The sequence below is a fragment of the Geodermatophilus obscurus genome (genome assembly GCF_900115395.1).
GTDB classification, from domain to species: Bacteria; Actinomycetota; Actinomycetes; order Mycobacteriales; family Geodermatophilaceae; genus Geodermatophilus; species Geodermatophilus obscurus_B.
This window is the reverse complement of the sequence record NZ_FOWE01000007.1, coordinates 184,326-199,659: the sequence shown is the minus strand read 5'-3', so window position 1 is coordinate 199,659 and position 15,334 is coordinate 184,326. Positions and strand designations below refer to the sequence as shown.

Below are 15,334 nucleotides of genomic sequence, written 5' to 3'. Positions count from 1 at the left end.
GTGCTGTGAGCCCCGGACCCGACGTCGTCCCCACCCGACCGTCCCCCCGGGAGCACACCCATGAGCGCCACCCTCGTCGCGCGCGGCCTCGCCGCCGGCCACGGTGCCCGCGTCCTCTTCTCCGGCCTCGACCTCGTCGTCGCCCCCGGCGACGTCGTCGGCCTGGTCGGGGTCAACGGCGCCGGCAAGTCCACGCTGCTGCGCACCCTGGCCGGTGAGCTGCCGGCCGGCTCCGGCGCGATCACCCTGAGCCCGCCGACGGCGACCATCGGCCACCTGCCGCAGGAGCGCGACCGCCGCGAGGGCGAGACCGTCGCCGACGCGCTGGCCCGCCGCACGGGCGTCGCCGCCGCCCAGGCCGCCCTCGACGCCGCCACCGCCGACCTCACCGAGGGCCGTCCCGGGGCCGACGACGCCTACGGCGAGGCGCTGGAGCGCTGGCTGTCCCTCGGCGGCGCCGACCTCGACGAGCGGCTGGTGCAGGTCCTGGCCGAGGTGGCGCCCGGCGTCGACCCCGGCGCCCCGATGCCCGGGCTCTCCGGCGGGCAGGCCGCCCGGGTCGGGCTGGCCGCGCTGCTGCTGTCGCGCCACGACCTGCTGCTGCTCGACGAGCCCACCAACGACCTCGACCTCTCCGGTCTCGACCAGCTCGAGCGCTTCGTCGCCGGCAACCGCGCCGGCATCGTGCTGGTCAGCCACGACCGGGAGTTCCTGTCCCGCACCGTCACCCGCGTCGTCGAGCTCGACCTCGCGCAGCAGTTGGTGCGGGTCGTCGACGGCGGCTACGAGGCCTACCTGGCCGAGCGCGAGGTGGCCCGCCGGCACGCGCGCGAGGAGTACGAGGAGTTCGCGGAGACCAAGGCGGAGCTGGAGGCCCGGGCGCGCATGCAGCGCAACTGGCTGGCCAAGGGCGTGCGCGACGCGGTGAAGAAGCAGCGCGACCCCGACAAGTTCATCAAGGCGCACAACCGGGCGACGGCGGAGAAGCAGGGCGCCAAGGCCAAGCAGACCGAACGTCGGATCGAGCGGCTGGAGGTGGTCGAGGAGCCCCGCAAGGAGTGGGAGCTGCGGATGACCATCGCCGCGGCACCGCGGGCCGGGGCCGTCGTCGCGACGCTGCGGGAGGCCGTCGTCCGGCGCGGGGAGTTCACCCTCGGGCCGGTGAGCCTGCAGGTGGACTGGGGCGACCGGGTGGCCATCACCGGCCCGAACGGCTCGGGCAAGACGACGCTGCTCGGCGCGCTGCTGGGCCGGGTGCCGCTGGACGCCGGCAGCGCCTCGCTGGGGCCGTCGGTGCGCCTGGGCGAGGTCGACCAGGCGCGCGGCCTCTTCGTCGGCGGGCAGCTGCTGCTGGAGGCGTTCGGCGCCGAGGTGCCCGACTGGCCGACCGCCGAGGTGCGCACCCTGCTGGCGAAGTTCGGCCTCACCGCCGAGCACGTGACGCGGCCAGCCGCGACGCTCTCGCCCGGGGAGCGGACCCGCGCGGCGCTGGCGCTGCTGCAGGCCCGGGGGGTCAACGTGCTGGTGCTCGACGAGCCGACCAACCACCTCGACCTGCCAGCGATCGAGCAGCTGGAGTCGGCGCTGGCCGCCTACCCGGGCACGCTGCTGCTGGTCACCCACGACCGCCGGATGCTCGACGCCGTGGCCACCACCCGCCGCTTCGCCGTCGACGCCGGTCGGGTCACGGAGTAGCAGGACCTCCTCGCCCCCCACTGCTCGCCTGCTCGCAGCGGGCCCTGCGAGCAGGCCGGAACAGCGGGAGGTGCTCCGCCGATCTCTAGCTGAGGTCCTGGCCCAGCGCCTCGTCGAGGCCGACGGTCGCCATGCCCGACCAGGTGTCGTCGACGTGGTGGGCCAGGACCATGAGGTCGCGCAGGGTGCCCTCCCGGTCGCGGACGTGGTCGCGCAGCAGCGCCTCGCCGGTGAAGCCGAGATCGGTGAACAGCGCCAGCGCCGCGCCCTGCTCGGCGACGACCTCCACCACCAGCTTGGCCAGCCCGTCACCGACCGCCGTCACCAGGGCCTGGCGGGCGAGCTGCCGGCCCAGGCCCGAGCCGCGCCGGGTCGGGGAGACCACCAACCGGACCTCCCCGACGTGGGACGACCAGCCCGGCAGGGGGCGGACGGCGACGTAGCCGGCCACCTCGTCCCCGTCGACGGCGACGAAGCGCCGCCCGCCGCCGGTGCCGGATGCCCACGACCGGACGACCCCGGGGTCGGTGACCTCCTCCTCGATGAAGGTCAGGTCCCCCTCGGGCAGGCCGGCGAAGAAGCGCAGCAGCGCCTCGGTGTGCGCCGGCCCCAGCTCGACGACGTCCACGCTCACCCCTCCTGCCCGGCCGCGCGGGCGGGCGCGCTCTCCTCGCTGCGCTGGCGCAGGAACCCGATGATCTCCGGCACCGTCGTCCTCGCCGCCGTCTTCCCGACGACCAGGCCCATGTGGCCGGCGGCCAGCCGCAGCTCGTGCTTGTCCTCCGAGCCGACCAGGTCGATCAGCGGCGCGGTCGCCTCCGGCGGGACGATGTGGTCGCGGTCGGCGCGCACGGTGAGGAACGGCAGCCGGATGTCGGACAGGTGCACGCGGTCACCGCCGACGGTCAGCCGGTCGGTGACGAACCCGTTGTCCCGCACGAGCATCTGCACCGTCTCGCGGGCGGCCGCGCCGGGGAACGGGATGTGGTCGTCGGACCAGCCGGTCATCGCCTGGTAGGCCGACACGTACTCGTCGCTCCACAACCGCTCCCACAGCGTCACGTAGCGGGTGACCTCGGCGGTGGGGGTGAGCGTCTTGAACCCCTGGACGACGACCCGGGGCGGCACGTTGCCGTCCTCGTCGACGACGTCGTCGACCTCCAGCCCGCCGCGGAAGACGTCGGACATCGGCCCCATCCGCGTGAAGTCGACGGGGGTGGCCAGCACGGTGAGGCTGCGCACCGGCGCGTCGGGGTGGTGCGCGGCGTGCAGCAGGCACAGGTCGCCGCCGAAGCAGTAGCCGAAGACGTTGACCTCGTCGGCGCCGGAGATCTCCCGCACCCGGTCGATGGCGGCGGGGATGTAGTCGTCGACGTAGTCCTCGAGCCGGTTCTCCGCGTCGCGCTCGTCGGGCTCGCCCCAGTCGACCATGTACACGTCGAACCCGGCGTCGAGGAGCTGCTCGATGAAGCTGTTGCCCGGCGTCAGGTCGAGGATGTAGCTGCGGCTGACCAGGCTGAAGACGATGAGCAGCGGCGGGGAGTACCGCACCCGGTCGCTGCGGTAGTGCCACAGCTGGGTGCGCCCGCGCTCCCACACGACGTCCTTGGGCGTGAGCCCCACGCCGGGCCGGTCGACGCCGGCGACGAGCTTGATGCCGTTACGCGCCCGGAGGGCGTTGCGTTCGACGTCGCGGCGGACGCGGTCGAGCACCGCCTGTGGGGTGGGCACCGTCGGCATCGGTCTCCTCCTGGGTGGGGTCGGTCGCCGCGCGGGCGCGGCGTTCGTTCTCCAGCTGCACGGTCAGCCGCCGCACCTCGCGGTCCAGCGCGCCGATCTGCGCCCGCAGCCGGGCCAGGTCGCTGCCGGCCGGCAGGTTGACCAGGTGCCAGGCGCGGGCGGACACGTCGCGGGCGGTGTCCCGCGCCAGGTTCTGCGCCCGCCGCAGCAGGGTCACGCCGGTGGTGAAGCCGGGGGTGCGCACGAGGTTCTCCGCGTGCGGGGTCACCCGGCGCTCGGCGGCGTCGAAGGCCTGCCGCCACATCGGTGTCCCGGGCTGGGTCATGGGGGCTCCCTACCCGCCCGCCCGGTGACGTACCGCACAGGATCGCTACGGTCCGGAGGACGGTGCAGCAGCGAGAGGGGAGATCGGCGTGAGCGTCTTGGACATGTTCCGGCTCGACGGGAAGGTCGCGATCGTGACCGGGGCGTCGTCGGGGCTGGGCGTGGTGTTCGCCCGGGCGCTGGCCGAGGCCGGCGCCGACGTCGCCCTCGGCGCCCGGCGCGAGGACCGCATGGCCGCCACGAAGGAGGCGGTCGAGGCCGCCGGCCGCCGGGCGATCACCGTGCGCACGGACGTGGCGAGGGTGGAGGACTGCCAGGCGCTCGTCGACGCCGCCATGGCGGAGTTCGGCCGGGTCGACGTCCTGGTCAACAACGCCGGCATCGGCACCGCCGCGCCGGCCACCCGGGAGAAGCCCGAGGACTTCCGCGCGGTCATCGACGTGAACCTCAACGGCTGCTACTGGATGGCGCAGGCCTGCGGTCGGGTGATGCAGCCGGGCAGCTCGATCGTGAACATCTCCAGCGTGCTCGGCCTGACCACCGCCGGGCTGCCGCAGGCCGCCTACGCCGCCAGCAAGGCCGGGCTGATCGGCCTGACCCGCGACCTCGCCCAGCAGTGGACCGGCCGCAAGGGCATCCGGGTCAACGCGCTGGCGCCCGGCTTCTTCGCCTCGGAGATGACCGACCAGTACCCGGAGGGCTACCTCGACCAGCAGATGAGCCGGGTGCTGGTCGGCCGGGCCGGCGACCCCATGGAGCTGGCCGCGGCGCTGGTGTTCCTGGTCAGCGACGCCGGCGGCTACGTCACCGGGACGACGATCCCGGTGGAGGGCGGCATGCTCACCAGCTGAGCGACGACCCCGGGCCCCGCCGCTGCGGGGCCCGGGGTCGCGTCAGGCCCGCTCGACGCGGTCGACCAGCGCGGTGATCCGGTCGACCAGGTCCGGCCACACCGCGCGCGGCAGGTCGTGGCCCATCCCTTCGACGACGAACAGCTCGGCACCGGGGATCGCGGCCGCCGTCGCCCGGCCGCCGGACACGTTCACCAGCGCGTCCTGCGCGCCGTGCACCACGAGCGTGGGGACGGCGACCCGCGCGAGGTCGGCGGTGCGGTCGGGGCTGGCGAGGATCGCGGCCAGCTGGCGGGCCACGCCCGCCGGGTCGTACGCCCGGTCGAAGGAGAGCCCGGCCCGCTCCCGCAGCCCGTGCTCGTCGAACTCGAAACCGGGGGAGCCGATGACCCGGTAGGTGTCGACCGCCCGCTGCACGGCGCTCTCCCGGTCGGTGGCCGGCGGGGCGAGCAGCGCGCCGAGCGCGGCCTCGGCCGGGGCGCCGACCGCCGGGTCGCCCGTCGTCGACATGATCGAGGTCAGGCTGCGGACCCGCTCCGGGTGCCGGATCGCCAGCGTCTGGGCGATCATGCCGCCCATCGAGGCGCCGACGACGTGCGCGTCGTCCAGGCCGAGGGCGTCGAGCAGCCCGGCGGTGTCCTCGGCCATGTCGGCGAGGCGGTACGCGACGCGCGAGTGGTCGCCACCCATGACGGCGAGCACGTCGGGCGCGCCGGCGTGGTCGAGGTGGGTGGACAGGCCGATGTCGCGGTTGTCGAACCGGATGACGTAGAGGCCGCGCTCGGCCAACATCCGGCAGAAGTCGTCGGGCCAGCCGATCATCTGCGTGGCCAGGCCCATGACCAACAGCAGCGGTGTGTCCTCGGGCGAGCCGAACGTCTCGTGGGCCAGTTCGATCTCGCCGACGCGGGTGGTCTGCACCCCGGTGTGCTCCATGCGGGCCACGCTAACCGGGCGCCCGGAGCGCCCGGGTGTAGGCCCGGGGAGCCCGGTCGCGGCGTCTGACGGTCGTGGGGGCTGTGCGCACGCGCGACCGGGGGACCGGGGAGGCAGGCGGTCCGGGTGGTGGTGGGCGGGGTGGTGGCGGGCCGCTGGCGTGGTGGGAGCGGGTGCTGGTCGCGCTCGCGGTGGCCGCGTGCCTGACCGCCGTCCTGGTGGCGGCCGGGGTCGTGCCGTGGTGAGGCGGGGATGGGACGGAGTGACAGGCGACGGGGCCGACGACTCCACCGCGTTCGTCCTCGACCACCGTGCCGCGCTGCTGCGCACCGCCTGCCTGCTGACCGCCGACCGGGCGCTGGGCGAGGACCTGGTCCAGGTCGCGCTGCTGCGGAGCTACGCGCACTGGGACCGCGTGCGCCGGGCCGACGACCCGCTCGCCCACGTCCACCGCGTGCTGGTCAACGCGCACCTGAGCTGGCGGCGGCGGCTCTCCAGCCGCGAGCGGCCCGTGGCGGCCGTGCCCGACCGGCCCGGTGGCGAGCCGCGGGCGGGGCTGCCGCTGGAGGAGGACCTCCGCCGGGCGCTGCAGGGACTCTCGCTCCGCGTCGGCGGCCGGGCGCCTGCCCGAGCTCCACGGGGAGTACCTCGCCGTGCACGCCTGCCTGACCGACCGGGCGTTCGACCCCGGCCCGCCGGCCGGGCGGGACGCCTTCGTGGCCGACGGCGGGACGGGCTGGTACCCCTACGCCGGCCTGGACGGAGGCGCGGTCGCCGACGCCGCGGTGGCCTGCCCGCTGCCGGACGGCTGACGGCCGTGTGGCCGGGACCCGTCCGGGTCCCGGCCACACGGTCCGGTGCGTCCGGACACCCCGGTCGGGGGCGCCCGCGGTGACGGTCCGGCTCAGCCCCCGACCGCGGTGAGGGCGTCGGTGACGACCCCGGGGTCGGGCCGGCCCGGCGTGGTGCCCTGCGGGCCGGGCCGGGTCGGTGCGACCTCACCCTCGGGGTAGGCCAGGGCCTCCCCGAAGAGGGTCAGGTAGGCGACCCGGTAGACGTCGACGTTGTCGAAGCGGGCGGAGAAGACGTCGTCCACCAGGTCGGCGTGCAGGCCGGCGGCCCGGGTCACGACGCCGCCGGTGAGGTCGGCCGTGCTGGTCCAGGCGACGCCGAACGCGAGCCGCTGGCCGAACTGGTCGGGCTCGGCGACGAACGGCTCGGTGCCGCGGCCGTACCGGCCGTCCAGCGGGTTCTGCGGGACCTCCGGCTCCTCGGCGTCGGTGAGCAGCTCCTCACCGGGGTTGAGGTCGATCGACCCGACCTCCGCCGGGACCTCCTCGTCGACGTTGTACGTGGAGGCCTGGATGCCACCGGCCGTGCCGTCGGCCGCCGTCAGCACGGTGGTCGCCGGGTCCTGCTCGAGGAAGTCACGCGCGACGCCGATCATCTCGTCGGCGTACCGGGCCTCGAGCAGGGTGCCCGGGGCGTTGTCGGTGTTGGCCATGTTGTCGGTGCCCTCGACCTCCCACACCGTGGCGAACGGCTTGCCGGCCTCCTCGCTGTGCGCGTCGAGGATGGTGGTCGCCACCGCGGCCATCTCCGGCGCCGTCGGCGGCCGGTAGCCCGGCGTGCCGGGCTCGGAGCCGTAGAGGACCAGGTTGGTCTCCTTGGCGTCGGCCGGGACGCTCTCGTCGACCAGGCCGGCGGCGATCAGCTCCTCCTCGGCGACGGCGTTGAAGACGTCCTGGCTCGCGAACAGCGCCAGCACCTTGGTCTCGGCCGGGTCGACCTCGCCGGCCTCGATGGCCTCGCCCAGCGCCTCGAACTCCGCGCGGGTGCGGATGACCAGGTACCCCTCGTCGGCCGCGGCCCGGGCGAGGTTGAGCCCGTCGGTGCGCAGCCCGCCGGTGGCCGAGGGACCGTCGTCGTCGAGGGTGTCACCGGGCGCGCGGTGCACCACGCAGTCCAGCGGGATGGTGGGGACCGGCGCGCTGTCGTCGGCCAGGGCCGCGTCGACGTCCTCCTGCGCGCAGACCGGCGTGTCGAGCGGGAAGAACAGGTCCTCGCCGCCGCCCATGATCACGGCGGGGTCGGCGTCGGCGTCGTCGAAGCCCGGGCGGCCCTGGACGAGCTGGCGGGCGATCTCGAGGGCCGAGGCGTCGCTGCGCTCGGTCACCTCGGTGAGGAAGGCGGCCGTGCCCGGCTCGGCGACGTCGCCGTCGTTGACCACGCCGATGGGCAGGCCGGCGTTGCCGGCCTCGCGCAGCCAGCTGCCCGCGTACCCGGACAGCGCGTTGATCGTGCGCGGCTCCTCGGCGTCACCGGCCAGCACGTCCTCGGCCCCGGAGTCGGTGCCGAAGGAGTCGGGGGCGTCGGTCTTGAAGCCGAAGGCGTGCGTCGTGGCGCCGCCGTTGGACGAGGTGGTCAGGATGTCGGCCGCGTGCCCGCGGTAGGGCACCGCCGCGTCGAGGGAGTCCCAGTTGGTCACCGAGTCCGGCCCGTACCAGTAGATGCGGGCCAGCTCCCACAGCGCGATGTCCGAGCCGTCCGGGTGGATGAAGATCATGTTGCCGGTGTCGTGACCGCCGGACGAGCCGGTGTCGTCGGTGCCGTGTGCCGCCGTCGGGACGACGGCCAGCGCGCCCGCCAGGGGGATCACGACGGCAGCGGTCCAGTGCCTACCGCGCATGCAGGGGTCCTCCGTTGCTCGGCCGGGGGACGACAGCCGCCCCCGGTGCCGTCGCGGACCCTCGCGGCGGGATCCGCACGACCGGCGGCGTGGGAGGGACCGGTCCGTGTCGCCGGCGTGAACACCCGGGGTCGGCCCGCCGCGTCGTCACGCCTCCGGCCGTTGCCGGCAACACCGCGTGGCCGCGCGTCGCCGGGAACTCGTCGGTGGGGCACCGTGGTGATCGCTACGCTCCGCCGCGACGGGCGGGGCGGCGGGGAGCGGGTGGGGCTGTGGTGACCGGGGCATCCGAGGGCGCGTCGGACGTCGAGGCGCGGGCGTTCGCGGCCGGGCTGAGGTCGTTGCTCGAGTGGTTGCACGTCCCCGCGCAGGGCGCGGGCAACGAGGTCGTCGCGCTCGTGCAGGACACGCTCGGGCCGGCCGGCCGGGAGCACTCGGTGGTCGCCCGCGAGCTCCCGCCGTTCGAGCACGTCAACCTGCAGACCGCGCTGGACGCCTGGACCGCGGCGGACGGCCGCCGGGTGGAGGTGCACGGCGTCGTGCTGCCGCCCCACTTCGGCGGCATCGACCTGCAGCAGCTGATGACCGGTGAGGCGCTGCCCCCGGTGCGGCTGAGCGCCCCCTCGGTGGTCGACCTGCCGAACGGTCCGGGGTCCACGCTGGCCTGCCTGCGGTCGGCGCTGCTCCTGGTCAGCGACGACGCCGGCCGGTACCTGCTGATGCTGCAGGCGCCCCGGGAGCACGAGCAGCCCACGCTGCGCGTCGAGGTCGCCGGGTTGCCCGTGCAGCAGGCGCAGGCGGTCCTGGCCGAGCTCGACCGCCTGCGCCGCGAGCTCAACGTCTACCGGGGCCACCTGGTGGAGGTCACCCCGACGCCGATGGGGACCGTCGAGCTGACCTTCCTCGACCCGCCGGACCTCGGCCGCGACGACGTCGTCCTCCCGGCTGCGGTGCTCGACCGCATCGAGCGGCACGCCCTGGGGGTGGCCGAGCACCGGGCGGGCCTGCGGTCGGCCGGTCAGCACCTCAAGCGGGGGCTGCTGCTCTACGGGCCGCCCGGCACGGGCAAGACGCACACCGTGCGCTACCTGCTCGGCCGGATGGGGGACTACACCCGGCTGCTGCTCACCGGGCGCTCGCTCGGCGTGGTCGGGTCGGTGACCGAGCTCGCCCGGGAGCTGCAGCCGGCCGTGGTGGTCCTCGAGGACGTCGACCTCGTCGCCATGGACCGCTCCTTCGGCCCCGGCGGCAGCCCGGTGCTGTTCGACCTGCTCGACGCCATGGACGGCGCCGCCCCGGACGCCGACCTGCTCTTCGTCCTGACCACCAACCGCGCCGACCTGCTCGAGCCGGCGCTGGCCGCCCGCCCGGGCCGCATCGACGTCGCCGTCGACGTCGACCTGCCCGACGCCGCGGCCCGCCGGCGGCTGCTGGAGCTCTACGGCCGCGCGGTGCCGCTGCGGCTGTCCGACGGCGACGTGACGGCGGCGGTCGAGCGCACGGGGGGCGTGACGGCGTCGTTCCTCAAGGAGCTGCTGCGGCGGGCCGTGCTGGAGGCCCTGCACGAGCAGGACCCGCTGCGGGAGGTGACCGCCGTGCACGTCACCCGGGCACTCGACGACCTGCTCGACAGCACCCAGCAGGTCACCCGCACCCTGCTCGGCGTGGGTGGCGCCGGCGGCGTCGGAGCGGAGGAGGACGGTGTCCCGCTGCAGCCGGGGCCGGCCCCCGCGGTGGTGTACACGGGCTCGTACCACCCGTACCGCCACCGCCGCTGACGGCACCCGCCGGGCACGACGGCGGCCGGCTCAGCCGCCCACGTGCGCCACGTCGGAGACGGTCGCGAGCGGGGGCGCGGAGGGCGGGCCGGCGACGACCGTGCGGTCGCGACCGGCGGCCTTGGCGGCGTAGAGGGCCGCGTCCGCCCGGCCCAGCAGCTGCGCCGGCGTCTCGCGCGGGTGCCACGCGGCCACGCCCGTCGAGCAGGTCACCCCGTCGGGCATTGCGGCCCGCAGCCGGTCGGCCGTGGCGACGGCGTCGCGCAGGTCGCAGCCGGTCAGCAGGACGCCGAACTCCTCGCCGCCGTAGCGGGCCAGCAGGTCGGTGGCCCGCAGCTCCGCGCGCCACGCCGCCGCGGCCGACCGCAGCAGCGCGTCGCCGCCGAGGTGCCCGTGCCGGTCGTTGTAGGCCTTGAAGTGGTCGAGGTCGAGCATGACGACGAAGACGGCGCCGCCGCGCGACGTCGTGGCGGCCAGCGTCTCGTCCCAGGCGCGGCGGTTGGCCGCTCCGGTGAGGGCGTCGGTGCGCGCCGCCTCGGCCAGCGCCCGCGCCTGCGTCTGCACCTGACGGACGAGGCCGGACATGCGCAGGACCACGAGCAGGGTCAGGACCGCCGAGCAGGCGGCGATCGCCACGCCGTCGACGACGGCGCCGGTGAGGTCCTGCACGGCCAGGGTGAGCGGTGCCAGCAGCGAAGCGGCGGTGAGCACCACCAGGCGCAGCCACCGCAGCGTGGAGGCGCCGCCGGCGCCGGTGTCCTCGGAGGAGTACCGCGACGGGTGCAGGCCGACCGCGCCGAGAAGCAGGTAGCTGAGCAGGAAGGGCAGGTCGCCGAGGGGTCCGGGCGTGGTGCCGGTGAGGGAGGTGACGGCGTAGAGCGCGTCCCCGGTGAACATCGTGAGCATGCCCGCCGTCACCAGGTGCGTGGCGGCCGGGCGCTGCCCCGGGAGCAGCAGCAGTTGCACGGTGAGCACCAGCAGGGCCAGGTCGGCCACCGGGTAGGCGACCGACACCGCCTGCTCGAGCAGGCCCAGCTCGCCGTCGGACACCGTGGGCGAGATGAGCGCGACCCAGGCGAGGAGGCCGGCGGCGACGGTGATGATGCCGGCGTCGAGGACGCTCGCACTGCGCTCGGCCGGGGCGCTGCGGCGTGCCCACAGCGCCAGTGCGGTGGCCAGCAGGGGGTAGGCGGCGAGGTAGGCCGCGTCGGCGAGCGAGGGGAAGGGGTCGACGCCGAGCACGAGGTCGTACCAGGTCCACAGCACCTCGCCGACGAAGAGCGCGGCCACGCCCGCGGCCAGGAACACCCACGGCAGCCGGTCGGGGCCCCGGGCCCCGGCCGCCGTGACCGCGAGCGACACCAGCGCGCCGGTGACGGCGAGCAGGTAGCCGGCGTCCCGGGCTGCAGCCGGGAGCCACGGGTAGACGACCAGGAGGAGGTTGCCGGCGACCAGGACGGCACGCCAGGCCGGGATCCTCATGCAGGTTCCATCGGTCGCCGGCCCCACGAGTTGAGGGGCATCCCCCGCCGGGGGGAGACGGGCACGGCCCGTCAGTCCTCGGCCGACCGCCCGGCGCGGTCGACGAGGACGTCCCCTGTGGGCACGACGGCCAGCTCGGTGACCGGGGCGCCCGGGCGCTCGACCCGCAGCACCCCCCGACCCGGGGCGGGGGTGACCGTGATCGCCCCCGAGCCCCCGGTGGTGGCCGCGACCGGCGTGCCCCCGGCGTCCAGGACCTCGACCCGGCCGGCCCCGGGAGCGGCGTAGACCACCAGCACCGACTCGTGCGCGAAGCCGCGGGTGGGGAACAGGCACTCCGCGGCGACGGCGAGACCGTCGAGCGGCGTGCCGGCGGGGTGCACCTGCACCCCGCAGCTGCCGGCGCTGCCCGCGCCGGACGGCTCGATGTCGGCCCAGGCCACGGCGACCGCGACGGCACCGCTGGGCAGCGTGACGGCGAGGACGACGGCGTCGGGCGACGCCGCGGTGCCCCGGGGGACCGGGCCGGACCAGAGCAGGTCCGGGCGCACGTCCTCCTCGCGCAGACCGGTCTCTGCGAGCACGGCACCGAGCGCGTGGTCGACCGCCTCGGGCACCGCCGGCTCCCCGGCCGGGTCCAGCGGGGTGAGCACCGGCGGGTCGGACACGTCGCTCGTGCCGGACGGCACCGGCAGGGTGCCCTCGGTGGCCGGCTCGTCCCCGCTCAGCACCCGGTAGACCGCCCCGGTGCCGTACGGGCCGGACTCCGCGACGGGGACGACCGCGACGCCGTCCACGGTCTCGACGGCCGTGAAGTCCCGGCGCACCGTCCCGTCGGCGTCGACCACCACGCCGGGGGAGACCTCGATCCGCGTCCCCGGGTCGGCCAGCACGATGCCCGGCCCGCCGGCCGGGGCGTGGGCGACCGACGCGACCCCGGCCACGGGCTGCACCGCGCCGTCGGCCACGAGCGCGGCCGGGTCCGCGCCGGCCGGGCCGGTGAACCACTGGCCCGCCACCTGGCCGTCCGTCGGGCCCACGACGAGGGCCCACCGTCTGCCGTCGACGTCCCCGAGGAACAGGACCTCGCGATCGGCGACGGGCGGGGCGGACGGCGGGGACGGCGCATCGGACCACGGCAGCCGGCGCGCCGCCTCGACGGCGTCCCCGTCACCGGCGAGCGACCCGCGGACCGGCCAGTCGGGCGGGGCCGGGGCCGGGGGAGCGGCGACCTGCTCGACCGGTGTGCCGCGCTCCCCGGACAGCACCGGCACCCCGGCGGCGACGAGCGCGACGGCCAGCCCGAGCGCGGCCAGGCCGAGCCGCTGCCGCCGGCGGGCGCGGGAGGTCGCGACCACCGCGTCGGTGGCCGCGTCGTCGTCCAGGACGGCCGCCGGGGGGCCGGCGGCGGCGCCGTGCAGCAGCGTCCTGAGGTCCTGCTCGTTCACGACAGCTCCCCGGTGGTGCAGGTCGACGGACGGTCCGCGAGGGCGACGCGGAGCCGGGACAGCGCGCGGGAGGCCTGCGTCTTCACCGTGCCGACCGAGCAGCCCAGCAGCTCGGCGGTCACGGCCTCGGAGTGGTCCTCGTAGTAGCGCAGCACGACCACGGCACGCATCCGTGGCGGCAGGTCCCGCAGCGCCCGGACCACCGCCGCGCTCCGCTCCGGGGGGAGGTCGTCGTAGCCGCGGTCGGGCACCGCCTCCACCACCTGCTCGGTGCTCGACAGGCGTCGACGCCAGCTGGTGGCGGTCGTGACGAGGACCCGCCGGACGTACGCCGACGGGTCCCCGCGACCGGCCACGCGCGTCCAGTGCCGGTAGGTCTTGAGCAGCGCGGTCTGCACGAGGTCCTCGGCCTGGCCGTGGTCGCCGGTGAGCAGGTAGGCCGTCCGCAGCAGCGCGGACCGCTGCCGCGTGACGAACTCCCGGAACCCCGCGTCGTCCGGTGCGCTCACCGTGCTCCCCTCGCCGCCCACCTGGTACACGCGGTGAGGGTCGTCGACGGTTGACAGCGCGGTCTCCCGACGCGCGAGGACGGCCCCGGGGACGACGGAGGCCCCGCAGCGCGCGCTGCGGGGCCTCGGTCGTGGTGTCGTGTGTGCCCCCGGCAGGATTCGAACCTGCGCACCCGCCTCCGGAGGGCGGTGCTCTATCCCCTGAGCTACGGGGGCTCGGGGCAGGGGAGAAGTTACCAGTCCTCCGGACCCGTCCCGACGCCGGGACTCAGGGCTCCGGCAGCGGCGTCCCGCCCCGCGCGGCGAGCATGTCGCCCATCGTCCCGGTCTCGGCCGACTGGGTGTCGGCGATGGACTCCGCCAGGGTCCGGACCGCGGGGACGTCGGCGTTCTCCGCCGCGTACTCCGCCATGTCGAAGCCGCCCTGGTGGTGGCGGATCATCAGCCGCAGGAACTCCACGTCGAAGGCCGGCCCCGACAGCGACCGCAGCTGCGCGAGCTCGGCCTCGGTGGCCATGCCGGGCATCACCGCGCCGTCGGACGCGTCGTGGCCGGAGTGGCCGGTGTGCCCGCCGCCCATCCAGGCCATGTGGTCGCCGCCGGAGCGCGGCAGCCCCCACAGCGACAGCCAGCCCTCCATCCGGCCGGCCTGGTTGGTCTGGGTGGCCGAGATGTCGAAGGCCAGCTGCCGCACCTCGGGGTCGCTGCTGCGCTCCGGTGCCAGGTTGGCCATCTCCACGCCCTGGCGGTGGTGGACGGCCATGTCCCGGGAGAACCCGGCGTCGACCGAGTCGGCGGTGGGTACCGGCTGCCGGCCGATGCCCAGGCCCACCGCCAGCCCGCCCCCGAGGGCCACCAGCGCGACGGCGATGACGGCCAGCAGGACGGCGCGCAGTGCGCGACCGCGGGGGGCCGGCGCGGGGGCGTCCTGCTCGGGACGGACGGCGGTGGCGGTCATCGCGGGCTCACTCCGTGCTGGTCTCGGGGGCGCCCATGGTGGGCGTCGTCGGCGCGTCGGTGGGGCCGACCGGCGCGCTCTCCTCGCCGGCCACCAGCGGGTCGGCGGCGAAGGCCGGGTTCTCGCAGCTGGCGCCGATCTCGGGGTAGTGGCCCTCGACCTCGCCGTTGAAGGTGAGGAAGTCGGCGAACTGCTCGATCCGCGGATCGTCGGCGGAGTCCACCTTGAGCTGGTGGTTCCACGACTGGAGGCTGACCGCGGCGTCGAGGCCGACGTACGGGGAGAGCATGCGGCCCGAGACGCCGTCGACGAGCTCGGCCAGCCGCGTCACGTCGTCCCCGGAGACCCGCTCGGGGTCGTAGGCGATCCACACCGCGCCGTGCTCGAGCGAGTGGACGGCGTTCTCGTGCCGGATGTCGACGTCGTAGACGGTGCCCGTGCAGTCGGCCCAGTTGTAGTCGTGCGGGCCGCCGACCGGCGGCGTCTGGTCGTAGGTGACCGGGGTGGTGACGTGGTCCTGCCCGGCGGCGTAGTCGAAGCTCTCGATGCCGGCGATCTCGTCGATCGCGTCGATGCGCTCCTCGTCGGCCTGCCGCACCTGCAGGACGGCGTAGGTCAGGGCCGCGGCGGCGAACACGACGACGGCGACGGCGGCGGCGATCAGCCCCCACGGCCGCTGCTGGGTGACCACCTGCGTCGGCGGCCGGGTGCGGCCGCGCCCGCCGGCGGGCCGGTTCGCCGTGGCCGGGCGCGCGCCGGAGCCGGCCCGGCTCGACCCGCCCCCCGTGCGGCCGGGGTCGGGCTTGCGGTCCTTGGCCACGTGCTCTCCTCGTCCTCGTGCGGGGTCGTGCCCCGGTGTCGCTGGGCCCGGTCGGCGCCGGACGGTCTCGGGTGGTGCTCGCGGGCGCGGTGGCCCACGATGGG

Annotated in this window: 15 protein-coding genes, 1 tRNA gene and 1 pseudogene; 6 read left to right on the top strand and 11 right to left on the bottom strand. The window is 75.9% G+C overall.

Annotated elements, in window-relative coordinates:
* Window positions 1-60 precede the first annotated feature (60 nt).
* Window positions 61-1,695: an ABC-F family ATP-binding cassette domain-containing protein gene (locus BM165_RS15345; protein ID WP_075014418.1), complete on the top strand. Its 1,635-nt coding sequence runs from the start codon at window positions 61-63 to the stop codon at window positions 1,693-1,695.
* Between the two features lie 85 nt (window positions 1,696-1,780).
* Here BM165_RS15345 and BM165_RS15340 read toward each other — a convergent pair whose 3' ends face one another.
* The 3 genes from BM165_RS15340 to BM165_RS15330 are packed head-to-tail and all read right to left on the bottom strand — an operon-like array spanning window position 1,781 to window position 3,760.
* Window positions 1,781-2,329 carry a GNAT family N-acetyltransferase gene (locus tag BM165_RS15340; protein WP_244274254.1) on the bottom strand — a complete coding sequence of 183 codons (549 nt, stop codon included), beginning with the start codon at window positions 2,327-2,329 and terminating at the stop codon, window positions 1,781-1,783.
* Window positions 2,326-3,435, bottom strand: a complete 1,110-nt coding sequence (locus BM165_RS15335; protein WP_075014416.1) for a PHA/PHB synthase family protein — start codon at window positions 3,433-3,435, stop codon at window positions 2,326-2,328. The genes BM165_RS15340 and BM165_RS15335 overlap by 4 nt, the downstream gene beginning before the upstream one ends.
* Window positions 3,356-3,760, bottom strand: a complete 405-nt coding sequence (locus BM165_RS15330) for a hypothetical protein (protein WP_075014415.1) — start codon at window positions 3,758-3,760, stop codon at window positions 3,356-3,358. The genes BM165_RS15335 and BM165_RS15330 overlap by 80 nt, the downstream gene beginning before the upstream one ends.
* Before the next feature lie 88 nt (window positions 3,761-3,848).
* Here BM165_RS15330 and BM165_RS15325 point away from each other — a divergent pair, with 88 nt between their 5' ends.
* A complete protein-coding gene (locus BM165_RS15325) occupies window positions 3,849-4,610 on the top strand; it encodes an SDR family NAD(P)-dependent oxidoreductase (RefSeq protein ID WP_075014414.1) in 762 nt (253 codons plus the stop codon).
* Between the two features lie 42 nt (window positions 4,611-4,652).
* Here the strand turns inward: BM165_RS15325 and BM165_RS15320 are convergent, their stop codons facing one another.
* Window positions 4,653-5,546, bottom strand: a complete 894-nt coding sequence (locus BM165_RS15320) for an alpha/beta fold hydrolase (protein WP_075014413.1) — start codon at window positions 5,544-5,546, stop codon at window positions 4,653-4,655.
* Window positions 5,547-5,629: 83 nt separating this feature from the next.
* Between BM165_RS15320 and BM165_RS25725 the strand changes: the two genes are divergently transcribed.
* The 3 genes and pseudogenes from BM165_RS25725 (at window position 5,630) to BM165_RS25715 (ending at window position 6,358) form a co-directional block, all read left to right on the top strand.
* Window positions 5,630-5,791 carry a hypothetical protein gene (locus tag BM165_RS25725; RefSeq protein WP_244274253.1) on the top strand — a complete coding sequence of 54 codons (162 nt, stop codon included), beginning with the start codon at window positions 5,630-5,632 and terminating at the stop codon, window positions 5,789-5,791.
* Window positions 5,746-6,030, top strand: a pseudogene (locus BM165_RS25720) (sigma factor); the annotation flags it as partial. The gene BM165_RS25725 and the pseudogene BM165_RS25720, both read left to right, overlap by 46 nt.
* 169 nt (window positions 6,031-6,199) lie before the next feature.
* Complete coding sequence (locus BM165_RS25715) at window positions 6,200-6,358, top strand: hypothetical protein (RefSeq protein WP_244274273.1); 159 nt, start codon at window positions 6,200-6,202, stop codon at window positions 6,356-6,358.
* Window positions 6,359-6,450: 92 nt separating this feature from the next.
* On the opposite strand, the gene BM165_RS15310 is transcribed toward BM165_RS25715, so the two are convergent.
* Window positions 6,451-8,235 (bottom strand): alkaline phosphatase, encoded by a 1,785-nt coding sequence (locus BM165_RS15310; protein ID WP_083427386.1) that lies wholly within the window; start codon window positions 8,233-8,235, stop codon window positions 6,451-6,453.
* A gap of 275 nt (window positions 8,236-8,510) precedes the next feature.
* Between BM165_RS15310 and BM165_RS15305 the strand changes: the two genes are divergently transcribed.
* Window positions 8,511-10,013 carry an AAA family ATPase gene (locus BM165_RS15305; RefSeq protein ID WP_143108180.1) on the top strand — a complete coding sequence of 501 codons (1,503 nt, stop codon included), beginning with the start codon at window positions 8,511-8,513 and terminating at the stop codon, window positions 10,011-10,013.
* Between the two features lie 30 nt (window positions 10,014-10,043).
* Here the strand turns inward: BM165_RS15305 and BM165_RS15300 are convergent, their stop codons facing one another.
* The 6 genes from BM165_RS15300 to BM165_RS15275 form a co-directional block, all read right to left on the bottom strand.
* Window positions 10,044-11,495, bottom strand: a complete 1,452-nt coding sequence (locus BM165_RS15300) for a GGDEF domain-containing protein (protein WP_075014409.1) — start codon at window positions 11,493-11,495, stop codon at window positions 10,044-10,046.
* Window positions 11,496-11,566: 71 nt separating this feature from the next.
* Entirely contained in the window at window positions 11,567-12,943 is a 1,377-nt protein-coding gene (locus BM165_RS15295; protein WP_075014408.1) for a hypothetical protein, read from the bottom strand.
* Window positions 12,940-13,482 (bottom strand): SigE family RNA polymerase sigma factor, encoded by a 543-nt coding sequence (locus BM165_RS15290; protein ID WP_244274252.1) that lies wholly within the window; start codon window positions 13,480-13,482, stop codon window positions 12,940-12,942. Before BM165_RS15290 ends, BM165_RS15295 begins: the two co-directional genes overlap by 4 nt.
* A 114-nt stretch (window positions 13,483-13,596) precedes the next feature.
* Window positions 13,597-13,668, bottom strand: a tRNA-Arg gene (locus tag BM165_RS15285).
* A 52-nt stretch (window positions 13,669-13,720) separates the two neighbouring features.
* Window positions 13,721-14,410: a DUF305 domain-containing protein gene (locus tag BM165_RS15280; RefSeq protein ID WP_075014407.1), complete on the bottom strand. Its 690-nt coding sequence runs from the start codon at window positions 14,408-14,410 to the stop codon at window positions 13,721-13,723.
* Window positions 14,411-14,417: 7 nt separating this feature from the next.
* Window positions 14,418-15,230: a DUF3105 domain-containing protein gene (locus tag BM165_RS15275; RefSeq protein WP_083427385.1), complete on the bottom strand. Its 813-nt coding sequence runs from the start codon at window positions 15,228-15,230 to the stop codon at window positions 14,418-14,420.
* Window positions 15,231-15,334: the final 104 nt, after the last annotated feature.